Source organism: Terrimicrobium sacchariphilum, assembly GCF_001613545.1.
Taxonomy (GTDB): Bacteria; Verrucomicrobiota; Verrucomicrobiia; order Chthoniobacterales; family Terrimicrobiaceae; genus Terrimicrobium; species Terrimicrobium sacchariphilum.
In genome coordinates this window covers 519862-539704 of sequence record NZ_BDCO01000003.1, presented here as the reverse complement: position 1 = coordinate 539704, position 19843 = coordinate 519862, and the positions used below count along the sequence as shown (strand labels likewise).

12 protein-coding genes are annotated in these 19843 nt (G+C 60.4%); 9 read left to right on the top strand and 3 right to left on the bottom strand.

Annotated elements, in window-relative coordinates:
- Nucleotide 1: 1 nt before the first annotated feature.
- Both TSACC_RS20050 and TSACC_RS22630 read right to left on the bottom strand, forming a co-directional pair.
- Nucleotides 2-2260, bottom strand: a complete 2259-nt coding sequence (locus tag TSACC_RS20050) for a glycoside hydrolase family 5 protein (protein ID WP_075081229.1) — start codon at nt 2258-2260, stop codon at nt 2-4.
- Nucleotides 2261-2398: 138 nt separating this feature from the next.
- Nucleotides 2399-4753 (bottom strand): beta strand repeat-containing protein, encoded by a 2355-nt coding sequence (locus TSACC_RS22630; RefSeq protein ID WP_075081228.1) that lies wholly within the window; start codon nt 4751-4753, stop codon nt 2399-2401.
- A 374-nt stretch (nt 4754-5127) separates the two neighbouring features.
- On the opposite strand from TSACC_RS22630, the gene TSACC_RS20040 reads away from it, so the two are divergent.
- On the top strand, nt 5128-6333 hold the full coding sequence (locus TSACC_RS20040; RefSeq protein WP_153811550.1) for a GntR family transcriptional regulator: 1206 nt from the start codon (nt 5128-5130) through the stop codon (nt 6331-6333).
- A 28-nt stretch (nt 6334-6361) separates the two neighbouring features.
- On the opposite strand, the gene TSACC_RS20035 is transcribed toward TSACC_RS20040, so the two are convergent.
- Nucleotides 6362-7912, bottom strand: coding sequence for an FAD-dependent oxidoreductase (locus TSACC_RS20035; RefSeq protein WP_075081226.1), 1551 nt, complete (start codon nt 7910-7912; stop codon nt 6362-6364).
- A 195-nt stretch (nt 7913-8107) separates the two neighbouring features.
- On the opposite strand from TSACC_RS20035, the gene TSACC_RS20030 reads away from it, so the two are divergent.
- The 8 genes from TSACC_RS20030 (at nt 8108) to TSACC_RS19995 (ending at nt 19804) form a co-directional block, all read left to right on the top strand.
- Entirely contained in the window at nt 8108-9439 is a 1332-nt protein-coding gene (locus TSACC_RS20030) for an SGNH/GDSL hydrolase family protein (RefSeq protein WP_169809722.1), read from the top strand.
- A gap of 20 nt (nt 9440-9459) precedes the next feature.
- Nucleotides 9460-11250, top strand: coding sequence for a beta-glucuronidase (uidA, locus tag TSACC_RS20025; RefSeq protein WP_075081224.1), 1791 nt, complete (start codon nt 9460-9462; stop codon nt 11248-11250).
- A gap of 26 nt (nt 11251-11276) precedes the next feature.
- Nucleotides 11277-13724, top strand: coding sequence for a glycoside hydrolase family 94 protein (locus TSACC_RS20020; protein WP_075081223.1), 2448 nt, complete (start codon nt 11277-11279; stop codon nt 13722-13724).
- 133 nt (nt 13725-13857) lie between these two features.
- Nucleotides 13858-14826, top strand: a complete 969-nt coding sequence (locus tag TSACC_RS20015; protein ID WP_075081466.1) for an SPFH domain-containing protein — start codon at nt 13858-13860, stop codon at nt 14824-14826.
- Nucleotides 14823-15749, top strand: coding sequence for an SPFH domain-containing protein (locus tag TSACC_RS20010; RefSeq protein WP_075081222.1), 927 nt, complete (start codon nt 14823-14825; stop codon nt 15747-15749). The genes TSACC_RS20015 and TSACC_RS20010 overlap by 4 nt, the downstream gene beginning before the upstream one ends.
- 109 nt (nt 15750-15858) lie before the next feature.
- The gene (locus TSACC_RS20005) at nt 15859-17526 is read left to right on the top strand and encodes an NAD-dependent malic enzyme (protein WP_075081221.1); all 1668 of its coding nucleotides are present in this window, start codon (nt 15859-15861) and stop codon (nt 17524-17526) included.
- Between the two features lie 71 nt (nt 17527-17597).
- The gene (locus tag TSACC_RS20000) at nt 17598-18917 is read left to right on the top strand and encodes a CCA tRNA nucleotidyltransferase (RefSeq protein WP_075081465.1); all 1320 of its coding nucleotides are present in this window, start codon (nt 17598-17600) and stop codon (nt 18915-18917) included.
- Nucleotides 18914-19804, top strand: coding sequence for a hypothetical protein (locus tag TSACC_RS19995; RefSeq protein ID WP_075081220.1), 891 nt, complete (start codon nt 18914-18916; stop codon nt 19802-19804). Before TSACC_RS20000 ends, TSACC_RS19995 begins: the two co-directional genes overlap by 4 nt.
- The last annotated feature ends 39 nt before the right edge of the window (nt 19805-19843 follow it).

Sequence of the window (19843 nt, the reverse complement as noted above, 5' to 3'; positions counted from 1 at the left end):
CCTAGCGCATCTTTTTCATCTCAAATTTTTCGCCCTTCAATGCGCGCTTGGCGAATTCTCCCCAGAACGGCGTGGGCGTGTATTCCCAATCGGAGATCAATACGGGCGTGGCCTTGGGATGCAGGCACCAGGCGGTCCAGTGAAATCCGTTCTTCTGGAGGAACCCCAGCATGTCGGGCACCCAGGTATAGGGATCCTCCTGGATCTCAACCGGGAGGAAATTCACCTTCTTCTCATCCGCGCCGAATTCGCCGACGAGGATCGGGTATTTCTCGGCTGCCGCCATTACGCGTCCCTGCCAGTCCTTGTGCCAGTTGTAAATGTGCCAGCCGTAAATGATGCCGTTGCCGCCCTTGTCATCCAGCGTATATCCATTGGCGATCCCAGAGAGATCACCCGACCAGCCCAGGCCACCGACGATCACAATGTTTTTCGCTCCGGTCGAGCGTACCGCATCGAGCAGAGCCTGCATCCCGACGGATTGGAAACCGGAGTTCTTCGCCTTTTCCTCGTCGGAGAGGAAAGCCGACTCGTCCGCACCTTTCTTCTCCTCCACGAATCCGCCGTTCTTCCACACATCCCAGCTGATGTCGTGCGGCTCGTTGAAAAGATCGAAGAGCACGGCGGGGTGATTCTTGTAATGCTCTGCGGCGTCTTTCCAAAACTCCACATGCTCCGGCTTCGGCGCGCGGAAGCGGTGCAGGTCCAGGAGCACATACCCGCCGCGATTAGCGACGAGGTTCACGATGTTGTCGACCGTCTCGCGATAGGCTTTGCCGCCGTCCTTCTGGATGGGGTTGCGTCCGAACCAGAACTCCTCCTTCACTGGGAGCCGGATGATGTTCGACCCCCACTCCATGCCGACCAGCGCCGACCGCATGATGTGCTTCTCGGTAGCCAGTGTCTCCAGGCCTCCCGCATTAACGCCCTGCAAAAGCACTTCCTTCCCATCGGAATCGAGAACCTTCTTGCCGTCGACGTGCAGTTCCTTTGGCCACTTCGCCTTGTTCGGTTCCTCAGGTGCGACATAGAGCTTCTTGTCCGCTGCCTCCTGCGCTGCCTTGGCCGCAATGAGCGGCTCCGGGGCAGTCGGCTTGATCGAGAAATCGTCGATATCAAGCGTTCCTGCCTGAGCCTGAAACACCGCCGGCATCAGCACGAGCGAGACCGCATTCTCCGGCACGAGGAAGCTCGTCGTCTTTTCCACCCAGCCATCCGTATCCTTCTGTGAATAGACTGGTCCCGGCGGATTCGGGATATCCTTTCCTGCTGCGTCCTTGAGTTTGAAAAGGATTCGCGCGTCGTTCCACGGCACAGCGCCTTTCTTGAGCCCGGTGACACGCCAGCGCCACTTGAGTTCCAGCGCTTTCACTCCGGCCGGTAAATCCAGCTCGCGATACAGCATCACCATCTCACCGGGAGTCGAGGAGGAGAGTCTGAGGAAATGATTTCCGTCTTCACTCGGCCAGCTTCCTCCTGTCTTGGGATGCGGCCAGCCGTCGGGCCATTCATTGTTTTTGCTGGCCTCGAAATTTCCGTTGGCGATGAGGGATCCGTCCGCCTGCACATTAGCCGCGGCTTTCGCTCGCCTGGCATCTGCCTTCTGGGTCTGCTTGGCCTGCGCCTCTTCCTGTTTCGCGGCAGCCGCCGCCTTCACCTCGGTATCGTCGATCACCGTAAGCGAAAGATTGTCGATGTCGAAGGTCCCCGCCGTGACCTTGAAAAGGGTCGGCATGAACTTCAAAATTTTCGTGCCCTCCGGCACGAGGAACGTCACATCCTTATCCACCCAGCCCTCGGTATCCTTGCGGAAACTCGGCGCGGGCGGACCGGGCTTGACCACCTGGCGGTCGGCTCCGAGGAAATCCATCATGATGCGCGCGTCGAACCACGACGACGTGCCGATCTGGAGGCCCGACACCCGGGCGCGAAACTTGAGTTGCAGCGCCTTTGCTCCGGCCGGGATCGGGATTTCCCGGTATATCATGATCATCTGGTCCGGCTCGCTGGCCTTCAGGCGAATGAAGTGGTTCCCCTCCTCCGCCTCCCAACTTCCGCCGACTTTGGCTTTGCTCCAGTCATCCGGCCACTGGTCGGAGTTGGCATCCGTTTCGAGATCGCCATTCTTCAGCAAATCGATGCCGGTATCGGCGGCATGAGACAGTGACAGGCCAACGGTGAGCGCGAGCACCGCGCTGGGAATCAAGCGCCGCACCTGCGTGCAGCTACGGACGAACGAGCGAAGGGAACAAGTCATCATGGGAATGCAAAAAATCTAGTACTGGGGTGGACGCAGATGGTGAGCGCCGCGAAGCTCCCCCAAGCTCCGCGGCCACCAGAAAAGACAGACTGTCGTTCGCAAGGTTTCCCGGCGCTTTTCTCGCCGGTTGCCTTTAGCTTAGCACGACTTGCGAGCGCGGCGAAACACGATCACCGAGGCTAGGCTGGCGGTGAGCAACAGCCAGGTCGATGGCTCCGGAACCGCCTGCACCACGAGGTCATTGCCGCCGGTGAAACTGCTCGTCGTCACATCACCCGTATAGCTGATGCGGAACTGCTGACCGCTCACCGTAAAGAGGGCTCCCTGCGAGAGGTCCGTCGTCACGCCATTGAGCTGTTCAAAGACGCCCGCGATGGCGCTGCTGCCCTGGTTGTCGACCAAGAAGAACAGGGCGTTAACCGCCGGCGTATAGCTCAGGGTCAGCGCGAGGTTGTTCGTACCAGTGAGCGAGAATACTGACGAGGCGCCAGTCATTGTCACCCGATCGTATTGGGTGCCGACCGTCGCCCCAGCGATCTCCATGTTCACCGCACCGCCATCGAGGATGGTGACGTTGTTGTTCACCGTAAGATTGCCCGGAGAATTGCCCGGAGCGAGCGTACCGCTGACGTTGACCGCGCCATTGATCGTGCCGCTGCCACCGAGGATGGCTCCAGATGCCACTGAGACAGCAGAGGTCGCCGAGGTCGATCCGTTGATGATCAACGTACCTGCGCTAACTGTCGTTGCTCCCGTGTAGGAGCTGGCACCCGAGAGGATCCACTTGCCTGCGCCGGTCTTGGTCAAGGAAACCACCCCGCTCCCGTTGTTGCTCAACGCCGCAGCGAGTGTGTTGTTATCCGTATTGGCGCCAGTGAGCGTCAGCGTACGGCTTTGATTCGTCGTCCCATATGCAATCGAGCTCGTGTTTGTCAGGTTAAGAGCCCCAGTACCGGAAGCATCCAGCGTCGCGCCTTGGCTATTACCCGTGCCGGCAATTGTAAATGATCGGTTGGAGGTGCTGCCGCTGCCGGTATACTGGAGCGTCGTTCCATTCTTCAGCACCAGGTTACTGGCAGCATTCGAAGAATTTCCCACACTGCTTGCAGCGCCGCCATCGGCAAGATTGGACACGGCCAGAATGCCTCCGGACACTGTGGTGATTCCTCCATAGGAGTTAGCTCCGTTCAGAGTAAGCGTTCCCAGACCGGTCTTTTGCAGCGCCCCGCCACCCGAGATCGCGCTATTGACCACCATGTTCTGCTGCGTCGATCCCGGCTGGGTGTCGAACGTTGCCGTCACTCCATTCGCTATAGATATTGCCCGAGAAGCCCCCAGCGTGACCGTCCCGTTAGCCACCAGAGACAGATTGGTCCCGGAAAGTCCCGCCTGCAAAGTGGAGTCAGCCGTGAACGAGATCCCTGAAGACGCCGCGCCCAAAGACTCGTCGTAGGCCACGCGCAACACCCCGCCCGACAAGACAGTGCCCCCGCTGTACGTGCTGGTATTTCCTATAATCCACATATAACCGGCTCCCGCCTTCGTAAGGATCGCGCCGGAATTAGAGGCTCCATCATCCACCCTCGCCACCGCGAACGGCGTAGCGGAACTATTTCCGTTGGTTCCGTTAACGGTCAGCACCTTATTCGCATCCAAAGTCAAAGACTTGAACTCCTGCGCGTCATTGCCCATCGCAATCGTGAAGTCGCCTTGTAAAAACAATCCCGTGGACTTCATCCCTTTGACCTTTGTACTTTGGGAAGACCCAGCTCCGAGCAGAGTTCCATTGACCAGGTAGAGATCGTTGTTCAGACCGCCATTTGCGATCGACAGCGCCAGCTTTCCCGAGGTGCCAGATGTACCCACCACAAAGCTGCCTCCCGTGCCAGCGAAACTGTTATTCGTCCCGTCATTACCCAACTGAACAAGCCCGGGCCCGGCGATGGTCACCTGACCATTGATAGTTCCGCCTCCCACGAGCAGACGACTTGAACTGTTATTTGCCCACGTCTGATTTCCCGACACGGTCACCTTGGTATCACCACTCGCATTACCGATGAGCACCTCCCCGGATCCCGCAGCAAGCGTGATACCACCCAACCCGACGGTGATCGCTTGATTGGCCACAGAATTAGTAATCGTGGTTGCTCCGATACTAAACGTCAGACTGTTCGCGGAAACCGATCCTCCCAAGGAGACAGCACTGGCCACGGCGGTGCTGCCTGCCGAGAATACCGCATCGCTGCCCGCAATGTAAGCTCCCGGCGTTCCCGTGCCATCGGCCACCAGGTTCCAGAAATTGCTTGCCGATCCTCCACCCCAAGTTCCACTTCCTCCCAACCCCGGACTGGTTCCATTGGTATCCCAGTAAAGAGTATCTGCCGATGCCGCGCTCATCCCAAAAACGGAGAGAGCGCCAATGGCGATAGCCAAAGCACGCGCGGACAGTGGTTCGCCGAAGTGAATCGAACTCAAACAGGCGGTGATTTTCATAAAATTCTTGGAGGGGGAGTTGAAGCTACGAAACGGATAACTTTACGCAGATGTATAGCAAATGCATTGTGCTATGCAATTACATTTTTTATTTTTTGAAATGCTAGATCCAGCAGGATGTTCATCCCCATGGCAAATTGGCTCGATAGCAACCCACGCGCCCCGCCTCGTCCAAGGATACACTCCCTCTGCATCACGAAGTACTATGCGCCAGAATGCCGAGAAAAACGCAGCAACCCTTCCTTCACCCCCTCCTCCCTCAATGTTGCGTGAGGAAAAGATGTTGCAAACAAAGCAAAATGCTATATATATCGCGACAAGAGTTTGGCGCAACGCAACCCGCGCGCACATAACACCCGGCTCGATATCCCATTTTGAAAACACCCATTCCCAATCAACTGAAGTACAAGCGCGTGGAAGCCGAGTTGCGCCAGCTCGTGATGACGCTGCCTGTCGGGAGCAAACTCCCGGCGGAGCGGGATCTCGCGATCTCCTACGACTGCAACTTCCTCACCGTGCGCAAGTCGCTCAAGCAGTTGGTGGACGACGGCACTATCGTGCGCCGCATCGGCAGCGGAACGTTCGTGGCACGCAAAAGCAACGAACCCAATTCTCCGTCCGGTACGGACAAGCACATCGGTGTCCTCGTGGTGCAGGAGAGCAACGCCTACGCCAATCGCCTCATCCAGGCCATAGCCCATGCCGGCCTCGAGCAGCACGTCCATCTGCGCTCCAGCTGGATACGTGATTTCTCCGATCAGTCCCTGCGCGTGGTCGAGCAGCTCAAGTCCGACGGCTGCGTGGCGGTGACGCTCCCGTGGTTCCCTCATCAAAAGATCGACGAGGTGCGGAAGTTCGTCCTGCGCAGTCCGCTGCCCATCAGCCTGCCCATGCCGATTCCCGGCCTGGAAAAGAACAGCTTCGTGGAGTCCGGCGCGTTCGGCGGCAACTCCCCCATCGAGGACCTGTGTCAGTATTACCTCGGCCTCGGCCACAAGCGCCTCGCCTTCATCGGCCCGGATACGACGAATGATGTCTTCCTCCAGAAGGTGCTCACCTCCTTTGTCTGCTTCACGTCGCGCGAGAATCTGCCAAGTCCCTCCGGCCTGGTTTCCCCAGGCGCTCCGGCGATGGACAAGCTGGCCGAGCGCTGGAAGAGCTTCCGCGGCGACCTGGCGATCCTGAGCTACGACGACGAGCACGCCATCCGCTTCATGACCGCCATGCACAAGATCGGTCTCAACGCACCGGATGACTACGCCATCATCGGGTATAACGACACCGAGGCCAGCCGGTACAGCGACCCACCGCTCAGTTCGGTACGCCAAAACTTTGACTACATCGGCGAATGGCTCCTGAAAAGTGCGCTCGGCCTGAGCAAGAACCGCATCTGCCAGTCCTCGAAAGACCCGAAGCTTCAATTGCTCGTGCGCAACACCTGCGGTGGCATGGATCACCTCGATACGTTGAAAACCTTCCAGCTTCCCACGATCGACCTCATCCTCGACAGCAAGGGACTTCCGGAGCCAGTAATCTCCGAGGAGGACGAAGAAGAGCCAGCCCTTTCCTCGACGCCCTGAGCATTCTCGAGGCGTCACGCCGTTCCGGCTACTCTCCGCTTTGCGGGTCGGCTGCGTTGATGTTCGGATCCAACACCTGCCCGGCGTTCAGGAGTTCATCCCGCAGCTTTTCGTAGGGGACGTCCTGCACATCGACTCCTCCGCGGATGGCCAGCAGCGCCGCGTGGACACAGGACTCTGCAAGAAGCATGAAAACAGGCTCCATGCGGATCGAGCCAAATGCGATGTGCGACGCGGACAGCCCGAAAGGCACGAAAAGGTTGCCGCATTCGCCCCGGCGTGGAATCAGCGCCCGATAGGAGATCGGGTAAGGCGGCCCGGAGTGCACCTGCACGTCACCCTCATTGAGCACCTTGCCGTCGCGCACGAAGCGCCGGCAGTTGTGCGAATCCATCGTATAGGCAGCGAGGCCGACTGAATCCTCGATTCGCTCTGCGCCCGTGCAGTGATGTTCCGTCATTACGACGTCTCCCACCAACCGACGGCCTTCGCGCACATAGAGCGAATGGGGAAATCCCCCGCAATCGACAAACTCGTCCTTCGCCCAGCCCCAGTTTTGAAATGGCTCCTGAAACTCCCGCGGCACCTCCGGGTCCTGCTTCCAGAACCACAGGAGACCCTTCACGTGAGCGACATGGCGCTGAAAAATCTCCTCCCGCCCTGCGTAGCTCGCGGTGAGGAACGCGTGATTCCCTCCGATGAAATCCGTCGAGAAGGCCCCATGGTTGTTCATGTCCACCTTGTCATTCACCAGCGCGTCGAACTTGTTAAAGACCGGCACGTAACCCGCTCGCAGGTATCGGGCGAATAGCTCGTAGCGCCCACGGTCATAGCCCTCGGGTTTCTCAAAAGGCCGCTGATTTTCCGGATTCCTGCTCAGGCAAAGGCGGAAATTATAAGCCTGCACGCGACGATCACCCCGGCCGATCACCGGCTCGCCCGGCTCGATGCCGGGCAGCAATCCGCTGGCGGAGTCCCCCTCGACCACATACGGATCGACCGGCAGTTCGAACTGGTGCTTGTTCCGCACCTGGGCGCCGTTGAGCGTCTCACCGTAGGCGCTATTGGATTCCCGCCCAATTGTAAAAGACACACCCGCCGCCGCCATGAGATCGCCCTCGTAGGAGCAGTCGATAAAGCATCTCGCCTGCACCTCGACGCCGCTCTCCGTCCAAAGCCGGACGATGTCGCGATCCCTCACCTCCACGGCCGCAAGGAAGCTCCCGTAGTGAACCTCGATTCCCTCCTCCGCCACCCAGTCGAGATAAGTCTGCTCGGCTGCGTGGGGTTCAAATCGCCAGTGCTCCGGCACTCCATAGTGTCGCCCCACCCGTCGATAGAACTCCCGAGAGACTCCGCCGATCGCATGTTTGTTGCCGATATCGGTCAGGCTCAATCCACCTGCCGTCATTCCCCCCAGATGCCGCCCGGGCTCCAGGACGACGACGCTCAATCCCAGGCGCCTCGCCGCCACCGCCGCAGCAATGCCACCGGAGTTTCCTCCGTAGATACAAAGATCGCGCTTCAGGGTGAGGTTCAGAGTGTGTTCTGAGGGGAGATGATAGTGCAGTGCAGACATGGGAGAAGTTCCCTCATCTTTGGCTATATTATTGCTGTGTCAACCTTGGGTTGCGGAAAACAGCCGATAAACATTGGGTCGCATTCGGTGTTTGAAGTTGCAATCCAGCGAATAGCAATGCATTTATATAGCACTTCTCCTTTCATGTTTTTCCACCCTCTCCCCAGGCTTTACGCGCCCGTTCTCCGACGCCGGATGACACGCGCGGGTGTCGCAGGGCTCCTGCTTTCCGTCTTTCTGTCCCTTGATGCCGTCGCTGCCGATCATCCCTTGCGCGTCGTCGGCACCGGAGGACGCATTGGCGTCGGGGCTTACAAACAGGCGGGGCCGGTATCCGCCTACTGGCAGCGCACCCCGCACATGCTGGGCGGTCCGGTTTCAGAAATCACCATCGGCTTCATGAACTGGCTGCACACGACATCGATGGAGGCGCCGAACCCCAGCCCGGTGACGATTGAATACGCGTGGCTGGAGCGCGGCAGCACCGGCCAGATCGTTCCACTGACCTTTACCGGCGGGCGTCAGCTTGTCATGCCAGCCAACGACGTCGCCCCATATCATTTGTCAGATCCCGTGCCGTCCTCGGTCTGGCAGGGCACGCCACCCTCGCGAGATGAGATTTTCTGGGTCCATGCCAAGGGCAGCATTCCGTCCGGCGGCTCGCTGCCGGTTGGCACTCCGGCAAGCTACAGTGGGTCGCGATTCCTCGTTTACGACGGAACGAAAGAGCCAGGAGCCAAAGATGTCGCCGGTCCACTGCCCGCGATTCCCGGAGCCAACGCACGCCCCGCAGGTCTGCCTCTGCTTTTTCTCGGTCGCTATACGGAACCCGGCCACCTCTCGGTCATCGGCCTGGGCGACAGCATTCTTTTCGGCATGGGCGATTCCGAGAATCCCGTGTCGGTGATATCGGGCTTCGGATTCTTCAATCGCGCCGCCGTCGATGAAAAGGGAGCCAACGCCATCGCCATGCTCAACCTGACGCGCTCCGGCGAGACCGCCGCCACATGGGTCGCCAGGCACGATCGGCAGGCCCAACTACTGCCCTTCGCCAATGTGGTCGTGGAGGAATTCGGCACCAATGACATCGGCTCCAATGGAAGCAAGGCCAACCCCCAAGGCGTTTACGAGCGTCTCCAGAGCATTTGGAACACCGCCCGCGAGGCCGGAGTGCAAAAGATCGTCCGCACCCGCCTGATGCCTCGCACATCGTCGACGGATCGCCAATGGGCCAGCGCCGCGGATCAGACGCCCAACCCAGGCTGGGGACCTGGCGAAGCACGCGACCAGCTCAATGACCTCCTGTCCAAGGCTCTCGCCGAAGGAAAGATCGACACCCTGGTCGACACGCTCACACCCGTGGCTGATCCGGAGAATTCACATCTCTGGATCACGAATGGAACGAAGGCCTACGCAACGGGCGACGGCACTCATCCGCGCCCGGCGGGTTATGCCCTGCTCGCGCCGCCGCTGCGCGAGGCGCTGCTCAAGATCAAAGTCGACGATGCCAGCGCCGCTTCGCGCTAACCCTTTCACTCAACCATCCCATGCTCTATCCCCAAGAAAACGAAACCCGCGAAGTCAAAGACCTCTCGGGAGTCTGGAACTTCCGCGTCGATCGCCACTCGACGGGCCGCGACGAAGAGTGGTTCCGCCAGCCTCTCTCCGACACCATGCCGATGCCGGTGCCAGCGAGTTACAACGACCTCACCCAGGACATCACCATTCGCGATCACATCGGCGACGTCTGGTACGAACGCACCTTCTACGTCCCCTCCTCCTGGCGCGGCAAGCGGGTGAGCATTCGCTTTTCGAGCGCCGAGCATAACGCAGTGGCGTGGGTGAATGGACGCGAGGTCGTCGCGCACAAGGGCGGCCACCTGCCATTCGCCGCCGACATCTCCGACATCGTCACCTACGGAGCGGAAAACCGCGTTACCGTCGTGGTGAACAACATCCTCACCTGGGACACCCTGCCGCCGGGCTTCATCCGCACGTACGACGACATGAACCACCCTCCGGGATATCGCATCCAGGAGATCCAGTTCGACTTTTTCAACTACTCCGGCCTCAGCCGCCCGGTGGTATTGACCGCCACCTCGCCGACCCGCATTGAGGACATAGCCATTCGCGCGAACAGCGAGGGCTGCACTGGCATCGTCGATTACGCCGTGACCACCACGGGCGACTCCGCCCGGATTACCGTGCGCATTCTCGATGAACTGGGCCGCGAGGTCGCTGCCGCCGCCGAGGCGTCAGGCACCCTGAAGATCGAAAACGTCACGCTTTGGAAGCCCGGCCAGGCCTACCTTTACACGCTGGAGGCAAAAGCCACAGTCAGCACGGGCGCTGTCGTGGACATCTACCGCGAGACCTTCGGCGTTCGTACGGTGCGGGTGACCGACACGCAGTTCTTCATCAACGACGAGCCGTTTTATTTCCAGGGCTGCTGCAAGCACGAGGACATGGACCTGAAGGGCCGCGGCCTCGACCACGCGCTCAACATCAAGGACTTCAACCTCATGAACTGGATCGGGGCGAATTCCTTCCGCACCTCGCATTATCCCTACTCCGAGGAAATCCTCCAGCTTGCGGATCGCACCGGCATGGTGATCATCGACGAATCCCCCGCCGTGGGAATGCGGTCCGACAATCCCGCCGAGCCCACCTACAGCGAGGAGCGCATCTCGTCGCGCACCCTCGCCCACCACAAGCAGGTCATGCGCGAACTCATCACTCGCGACAAGAACCACCCCTGCGTCGTGATGTGGAGCGTGGGCAACGAACCCATCGTCAATGAGCCCAAGGCGGGCGACTACTGGGGCGAGGTCGTGGCGGAAACCCGCAGGCTCGATCCCACCCGGCCGGTCACGCTCGTCATCGGCGACGTGGTGAAGCCCGCCGAGTGCCATCCCTTTCAGCATGTCGACGTGATGTGCATCAATCGCTACCACAGTTGGTACTCAGACCCCGGCCACCTGGAGTTGATCGAGTTGCAAACCGTGGCGGAACTCACTCCGTGGCACGAGCATTTTCAAAAGCCGCTCATCATTAGTGAATATGGCGCCGACACCATCGCCGGCTTTCATGCCGATCCTCCGGTCATGTTCAGCGAGGAGTATCAAGTGGCCATGCTGGAGAACTTTCACAAGGGCTTTGACCGGCTCCATTTCGTTATCGGAGAGCATGTTTGGAATTTTGCGGACTTCGCGACCAAACAGGGCGTCAGCCGGGTCATCGGCAACAAAAAAGGCGTCTTCACCCGCCAGCGCCAGCCCAAGGCGGCGGCTCATGCTTTACGAAAGCGCTGGAGTGAACCTCGTAAAAAAATAAACTAATTCCCCTCCCCAACCCACCCTCCTCTGTGAATCCTTACGGTTACTTCGACGACGACAACCGGGAATACGTCATCACGCGCCCGGACACACCGCTCCCCTGGCTGAACTATCTCGGCCAGGACGACCTCTTCGGCCTCTGCACGAATACCGGCGGCGGCTATACCTTTTACCGCGACGCCAAGCTTCGCCGCCTCACCCGCTACCGCTACAACGAGATCCCGTACGACAATAACGGGCGATACCTCTACATCAAGGACGGCGACACGATCTGGAATCCGACATGGAAACCGACCCGTACGGCGCTGGATCGTTACGAGTGCCGCCATGGCCTCGGCTACAGCCGCATCACGGCAGAGAAGAACGGCATCGAGGTCGAGGTGCTCTTTTTCATTCCCAACAACGAGACGGTGGAACTGTGGAAGACCACCGTCCGCAACAAATCCGGCCAGGCCCGCGACATCCAGCTCTTCAGCTTCATTGAATTCTGTCTCTACGAGGCCCAGAACGACGCGACGAACTACCAGCGCACCTACTCGATCGGCGAGGTCGAGCAGGAGGACGGCGTGATCTATCACAAAACGGAATACCGCGAACGGCGCAGTCATTACACCATCTTTGGCTGCACGCATCCCGTGGCCGGCTTTGACACCTCGCGCGACGCCTTTGTCGGCGTTCACAACGGCCTGCACGATCCAAAGGTCGTCCTGGCCGGGAAATCCGCTAACTCCATCGCGCATGGCTGGAATCCCATCGGGTCCCACTCCCTCGATCTGCATCTCGCTGGCGGAGAGGAGAAGGTCTTCACCTTCGTCCTCGGTTACGTCGAGGTCGGCGACGCAGCGAAATTCGACGCTCCCTTCGTCATGAACAAGGCGGCTGGCCGGGCCATCATGGAGAAGTACAGCGACGTCAAAGACGTCGACCGCGCCTTCACCGATATGACGACCCGTTGGGATGAACGCCTCGGTGTCTTCCAGGTGCAAAGCCCCAGCCCGGAACTCAACCGCATGGGGAACATCTGGAACCAGGTGCAGTGCATGACCACCTTCAACCTCAGCCGCTCGGCCTCGCTGTTCGAGACCGGCATCGGGCGAGGTATGGGCTACCGTGACTCCAACCAGGACATCCTCGGCTTTGTCCACATGGTGCCGGAGAAGGCCCGCCAGCGCGTGCTCGACATCGCCGCCACGCAGATGTCCAGCGGACTGTGCTTTCACCAGTACCAACCGCTCACCAAGAAGGGCAACGCCGACATCGGCGGAGGGTTCATGGACGACCATCTCTGGCTTGTCCTCTCCACCTGCGCGTACATCAAGGAAACCGGGGATACGTCAATACTCAGCGAGGATATCGGCTATGCCGACCAGCCGGATGATGCCAAATCCGGCACGCTGCTCGACCATCTGGAACTCTCCATCCGCTACTGCCTGGAGAATGTCGGGCCGCACGGCCTCCCGCTCATCGGCCACGCCGACTGGAACGATTGCCTGAACCTCAACTGCTTCTCGACCGAGCCGAACGAATCCTTCCAGCTCGCAGGGCATGGAGCCGATGACAAGGTGGCGGAATCCGTAATGATCGCCGGACTGTTTCTCAACGCCTCCGATCTGCTGGCCGGTCTCTACGACCATCTCGGCCAAGCGGGGGATGCCGCGCGCATTCGGGCCGGATACGACACAATCCTCTCCGCCGTCGACCAGCACGGCTGGGATGGAAAGTGGTTCGTCCGCGCCTACGACGCCTACGGCAAGCCGGTCGGCTCCGCCGTCAACGAGGAAGGCCGCATTTACATCGAGAGCCAGGGATGGTGCATCCTTGGCGGAGTCGGCATCGAGGACGGACGCGCCCGCACTGCGCTCGACAGCGTGCACGAGCACCTTTTCTTCGAGCATGGCTGCGTGCTGCAACAGCCCGCGTACAGCGAGTATCACGTCGAGCTGGGCGAGGTCTCCAGCTATCCGCCGGGCTACAAAGAGAATGCCGGCGTATTCTGCCACAACAACCCGTGGATTCAGTTTGCCCTGATGAAGCTGGGCGACGGCGACCGCGCCTTCCTGTACTATCTCTCGATCTGCCCGGCCGCGAAGGAAGACATCATCGATACCTATCGCGCGGAACCCTACGTCTACAGCCAGATGATCGCGGGCAAGGACGCCGCCAACCCGGGCGAAGCCAAAAATGCATGGCTCACCGGCTGCGCGGCATGGACCTTCCTGACGGTCAGCCAGGGATTCTGCGGCATCCAGCCCGACTACACCGGGCTGCGCCTCGATCCGTGCATTCCGTCCCACTGGCCGGAGTTCAAGGTCACCCGCAAATTCCGCGGCGCGACTTATGACATCACGGTGAAAAATCCCTCCGGCAAATCGAAGGGCATTACTTCGCTCGTGGTCGATGGCCAGATGGTCCCTGGCAACATCATACCGACAGCCCCGGCCGGTCGGACTGTAACGGTCGAGGCCGTACTCGCCTAAGCTTAGTAGAAACTTACAGAACCGGTCGCGCCACCCGCTCAGGCGTGCGACCGGTTCCTTGTGTTTTCAATTCGGCACTTGCCTCCCTTGGGGCGTTTCCCGATAACGGGCAAAACACCCCGCCGTGACCAGCATCGAGATCTTCTTCGGGTTACTCTTCGGATTAACGGCTTATCTTATCTTCCGCTCGCTCGCCCTCGGTTTCTATACCGTCGCGCCCAACGAGCGTGCGGTCATCACCAGCTTTGGCCGGGCTCAACGGCTGAAGGGAAGCACACTCGACACTCCCCTCGCGGATGATCTCTCCGAGACGGACCGCGAGCGCTATATCTTTCCGCAAATCCAGGTGATCCCGCCCGGCGGCCCATATTTCCGCTGGCCCTGGCAAAAAGTGCACAAGGTCAACATCGCCATTGCGACCGCCAGCATCGCCTACGATCCCGAGACACCCGACGCCAACCAGGGTGGCATGGTCCTCGAGGCCGTGACGCAGGATCAACTCAATATCGGCGTCACCGGGCAGATCCGCTTCAGCATTTGCGAGGCGAATCTCTATGCCTTCCTCTTCGGCGTGAAGAACCCCATCGCCCACGTGATGGGATATTTCGTTTCCGTGCTGCGGGAACGCATCGCGACCTTCCGCGCGCCGGAGGATAACACCTCCGGCGAACAGCACCTCGAGGGCATCTCGATTAACGACCTGCGCAAGAACTTGAATCTCCTCAACGAGCAGATGGACCAGCACTGCCGCAGCTCCGCCGCACGCTATGGCATCGTCCTCGACGCCTCGCTCATCACCGGCATCGACCCGCCGCCGCAGATCGACGGCGCACTCGCCGCGATCAACACCGCGCACAACGAAGTTTCCTCCGAGATCAGCGTGGCCCAGGCCCTCGCCGACCAGCGTATCGAGGAAAGCCGCCGCGCCGTGGAAATCCAGACCATGAACGCGGAAGCCGAGGTCGAACCGCTCAACTGGCTGGCCGAGCAACTCCGCCAGCTCAAGCAAAGCGGCCCCGATGCCATTCCCGGCTATCTGAGAAACGTACGCCTCGATCTCTACAAGCGCGCCCGCCGCATCATCGTGGAGGCAAAGTCATGACCTTTCTCGCCGTCGCCTTTGTCACCTTTTTCTTTTGCCTCATTGCCGTTCCCGCGCTGATGGGGCTGGCAGAGTTTTTCTGCCTCTTCGCCGTCGTCCAGGAGCGCGAATCCCAGGTGTTTCTGCTTTTCGGGCGGGTCGTGGGAGTGCTCTCCGAGCCCGGCCTGCACTTCCTGCCACTCAAGATCGGACCGCAAAGCCTGCTCATCCGGTTCTTCGGCGGCGTGCGCAAGGTCGACATGCGCATCGATCAGGAGTACCTCCGCAGCCAGCCGGTCAACTCCGAGGAGGGAACGCCCATGGGCATCGGCGTCTGGTACGAGATGGCTGTGTCCGACCCGGTGGAGTACCTCTTTCGCAATACCGATCCGCGCGGTTCCCTGCGCGCCAACGTCCGCAATGCCGCCGTGCGCTGCCTGAGCAACATGCCGCTGCAGAGCCTGCTTGAGGACCGCCACTCGATGAGCCACCGCGTGCGCGATGAGGTCTCGCCCAAGTCCATCGCCTGGGGATACCAGCTCGGCTCGGTCTACATCCGCAAGGTCCACTTCCGCGATCAGCAGATGATCCAGCAGATCGAGCAAAAGGTGGTCAACCGCCTCAGGCAGGTCACCTCCGCCATCCGCCAGCAGGGTGCCAACCAGGTCGCCATCATTCGCAGTGGAGCGGAGCGCACGGCTGCAAAGGAATTTGCCCACGCCGCCGCCGTACGCCCGTACCTCGTCGGCAAGGCCATTCAGGAAATCGCCGCCGACCGGGAGATCCTGAATGCGGTTTTTGAAATCCTCGAAACGGAAAAGATGCTTCACGGCGATGTCGCTCTGACCGTGATCCCGCCCGATAAAGACGGCCTGCTCAAGCGCCTGCTCGCCGCAGAGGAACCCGCTCAGTCTCAAGTGCCTCCGCTGCCAGCAGCCTCGTAGTCGAAGAAGAAAATTTTGCCCGGCAAGGGCGGGGACCGAACGCCTGTTCCGGGCTTGTATTAGATTTACTAATTTACAGCAACAGCACAAGGGCATAAACTTACGTTTCATGTCCGCTGCTGCTTCGCTCTCTTCTCATGAGCCGCACCTTCCGCATGGTGTGGAGCTCCTTCGCCACCCCCTTTTGAACAAAGCCACCGCCTTCAGCGAGGAGGAGCGGGATCAGCTCGGCCTACGCGGGCTCCTGCCGCCCCGCGTGGTCAATCTGGAACTGCAGGTCGAGCGCGTGCTGGCCCAGCTCCGCTGCAAGTCGAACGACCTGGAGAAATACATCTTCCTCTCCGCGCTCCAGCAGCGGAACGAAACCCTCTTTTACAAGCTGCTGATCGACCACTTGGAGGAGACGATGCCGATCATCTACACCCCGACCGTCGGCCAGGCCTGCCTGGAATACGGCAGCATCCTGCGCCATCCGCGCGGCCTGTGGATCACCAGCAACGATCGCGGGCGCATCGCGTCCGTCCTGCGCAACTGGCCACAAACCAATGTCCGCGTCATCGTCGTCACCGACGGTGAGCGCATCCTCGGCCTCGGCGATCTTGGCGCCTACGGCATGGGCATCCCCGTCGGCAAGCTCGCTCTCTACTCCGCCTGCGCGGGAGTCCATCCCTCCGAGTGCCTGCCCATCACGATCGACGTCGGCACGGAGAATCCCCGCTTCCTAGATGACCCGTTTTACATCGGCCTACCGCAAAAGCGTGTACGCGGCGAAGCATACGAGGCGTTGATGGATGAATTCATCGCCGCGACGCAGGAGGTATTCCCCGGCTGTCTCGTTCAGTTCGAGGATTTTGCGAACCACAATGCCTTCACCCTGCTGGAAAAGTGGCGCGACCGCATCTGCTGCTTCAACGACGACATCCAGGGAACTGCCGCTGTCGCCGTGGCAGGTCTGATCGCCGCGAGCAAGGAAACCGGCAAGCCGCTGACGGACCAGACCGTCCTGTTCCTGGGCGCAGGCGAGGCGGGCACAGGCATCGCCGGATTGTTCGTCCGGGCCTTGGTTGAGGCGGGAATGTCCGAGGCCGAGGCGCGAAAACGCTGTTGGTTCGTCGACTCCAAGGGTCTCCTCGTGGCGGGACGCGATACCAAGCTTCCCTCTCATAAAGCGCCCTACGCCCACGAGGCTCCGCAGGCGGCCACCCTCGCCGAGGCTGTCGAGCGTATCCGCCCGACCGCGCTCATCGGTGTGGCCGGAATCGGGCCCGCCTTCACGCCCGAGATCCTGCAACGCATGGGCGAGTATAACCACCGTCCGATCATCTTTGCCCTCTCGAATCCCACCTCCAAGGCGGAATGCACTCCCGTGCAGGCCTACGAAGCCACCGGGGGACGCGCCATCTACGCGAGCGGCAGCCCGTTTGCCCAGGTGGAGATCGGCGGGCGAACCTTCCGACCAGGCCAGGGAAACAATGTCTATATCTTCCCGGGCGTCGGCCTGGGCGTCCTCGCCGCCAATACCCCGACCGTGACCGACACGATGTTCCTCGCCGCCGCACGAGCCCTCGCCGCGGAGACCACCCCCGAGGATCTCGCCCAGGGTTGCGTCTATCCGAAACTCACCCGCATTCGCGAAGTCTCGCTCAAGGTGGCTCAGGCTACCGTCGTGGAGGCCACCCGCCTCGGACTGGCCAGGAACGATCTCGGAGCGACTCCTGAGGACGCGATCTCCGCGCTGATGTTCCAGCCGTCCTATCCCACCCTCGTCACAGACTAGACGAATTTTATATTACATCCCGCCGGGAAACTTTGCGGCCCGCTGCGGGACACGCTATCGTGCCGGTTTCCATGGAAGCCGAAGCCACCGAGATCATCCGCATCCTGCGCGAAGCCGGGCATATTGCCTATTTCGCGGGCGGCTGCGTACGCGACCGGCTGCTCGGCAAGGCGCCGGTGGACTTTGACATCGCCACGGATGCGACGCCGGAACGCGTGCAGGAGATTTTTCCCCGCACCGTGCCAGTCGGGGCGCAGTTCGGCGTGGTCCTCGTGGTTTCCCGGGGTGAGGAATACCAGGTGGCGACGTTCCGGGCCGATGGCGCCTACATCGACGGACGTCATCCCGAGGGAGTCGTCTATACGACCGCCGAGGGCGACGCCTCGCGGCGCGATTTCACGATCAACGGCCTTTTTTACGATCCCATAGTCCAGCAGGTGCTGGATTACGTCGGCGGGGAGGCCGACCTCCAGCTCCGCCTCCTCCGCGCCATCGGGGAGCCGCGCAAGCGCTTCGAGGAGGATCGCCTGCGCATCCTGCGCGGAGTGCGGTTTGGCGCGACACTCGCTTTCGATATCGAGCCCGCCACCTGGGAGGCCATCCGCGAGTACGCGCCGCGCATCCATGATGTCAGCGCCGAACGCATCCGCGAGGAACTCGTGAAAATCTTCCTCTCCCCGCGCCGCGTTGCAGGCTTTGACCTGCTCGACGCCAGCGGCCTCCTGGACGAACTTCTACCCGAGATCACCGCGATGAAAGGCTGCGACCAGCCACCGGAGTTTCACCCGGAGGGTGACGTCTACGTCCACACCCGCATCATGCTGGACATGCTGCCGGAGGAGGTTTCGCTGCCTCTCGTCTTCGGTGTCCTCTTTCACGACATCGGCAAGGTGCCCACCCGGCAGGTCGATCCCACCGGACGCATCCGCTTCAATGGCCACGAGACGGTCAGCGCCCGCATGACGGATGCCATCATGCGTCGGCTGAAGTTTTCCAACGACGAGATCGAGGCAACGATCGAGATCGTCCAGCATCACATGACTTTCAAGGATGTGCAAAACATGCGGGTGGCACGCCTGAAGCGCTTCATGGCACGCCCGACCTTCATTGACGAACTCGAACTTCACCGCGTCGATTGCCAGAGCAGTCACGGCATGCTGGACAATTATCACTTCCTCCTCGCAAAAGAGCAGGAGTTTGCCAATGAACCGCTTATTCCGGAGCCGCTCATCAATGGTCGCGATTTGATCGCTCTAGGCTGGACACCGGGGCCGGTTTTCAAGCAAGTCCTAGAGGCGGTCGAAACCCTGCAACTCGAAGGTCAACTCACCTCGCGAGAGGAAGCCCTGGCATGGGTGCGCGACCATCAATCCAAAGACCTCCCCAAGTGAAGAAGACCCAGATCCATATCGCACGCAACGGTCAACTCCTCGGCGTGTACGATTCGGATAAAATCTCCGACTACGTCGAGATGGGCACCCTGAAGTCGACCGACCACTTCTTCGACGAGAAAAGCGGCGCTTGGAAAACCCTCGACCAGTGGCAAGATGCCCATCCTTCCGCGTCGGCCCGGCAGCCCGCCAGCACAGCCCCGCAGGATTCCGCCCCGAAAAGCTCTTCGTCGGAGGGACATTCCCGCCGCTCGTCTCGCTCTCATCGCAGCAAAAAGGGCAATGTCCTGCCCTGGCTCATCACCCTCGTCTTTCTTTGCATCGGTGCCGGCCTCGTCGCATGGGTCTTCACTCTCAGTGACGAGATCAATGTGCTGCGGGAAAAGAACCGTCAGGCAACAGAAACGCAGCGAACCCTCAAACTGGAGAATCAGGTCCTCAACGAGGTCACTCCGGCTGGCAAAATCCGCGGCATCATCACCTACTCTCCCACCGCCGGACAGGTCGCCGTCATGAGCGGCTCCACCGTGGGTCTTTATCCACGGGAGAGCGTGGAACAGGCAATTTCCACGGTGGCAGCGGATAAATCGCTCGGATTCTCCGATGCGTCAGAAAAGCTCAAGTCCATCCTCTCCTCGCCCATCTCGGTCACCATCACGGACTCCAATGGCCGGGTCGACATGGTCACCCCGGCTCCCGGTGATTATGTCCTCGTCGCCAGCGCCGCCAAGAAGACCGACACCGGCTACGACAAATATCTCTGGCTCATCGGCTTCACCGCCTCCGACAGACCCAGCCGCGTCGTTTTACTCAATGAGGACAACGCCATTTCAGAAGCCAAGCCGGAATTGACACTTACCGATTTCGTCGATTTCGCGACGAAATAAGGGGCCACGGAAAAATTTTTCCCTCGGCAGGATGGTTAG

What these genes read in the sequence shown, in the direction of transcription:
- TSACC_RS20050 (WP_075081229.1), bottom strand. Translation starts at nt 2,260, where the DNA reads ATGATGACTTGTTCCCTTCGCTCGTTCGTCCGTAGCTGCACGCAGGTG.
- TSACC_RS22630 (WP_075081228.1), bottom strand. Translation starts at nt 4,753, where the DNA reads ATGAAAATCACCGCCTGTTTGAGTTCGATTCACTTCGGCGAACCACTG.
- TSACC_RS20035 (WP_075081226.1), bottom strand. Translation starts at nt 7,912, where the DNA reads ATGTCTGCACTGCACTATCATCTCCCCTCAGAACACACTCTGAACCTC.
- TSACC_RS20030 (WP_169809722.1), top strand. Translation starts at nt 8,108, where the DNA reads ATGACACGCGCGGGTGTCGCAGGGCTCCTGCTTTCCGTCTTTCTGTCC.
- uidA (WP_075081224.1), top strand. Translation starts at nt 9,460, where the DNA reads ATGCTCTATCCCCAAGAAAACGAAACCCGCGAAGTCAAAGACCTCTCG.
- TSACC_RS20010 (WP_075081222.1), top strand. Translation starts at nt 14,823, where the DNA reads ATGACCTTTCTCGCCGTCGCCTTTGTCACCTTTTTCTTTTGCCTCATT.
- TSACC_RS20005 (WP_075081221.1), top strand. Translation starts at nt 15,859, where the DNA reads ATGTCCGCTGCTGCTTCGCTCTCTTCTCATGAGCCGCACCTTCCGCAT.
- TSACC_RS20000 (WP_075081465.1), top strand. Translation starts at nt 17,598, where the DNA reads ATGGAAGCCGAAGCCACCGAGATCATCCGCATCCTGCGCGAAGCCGGG.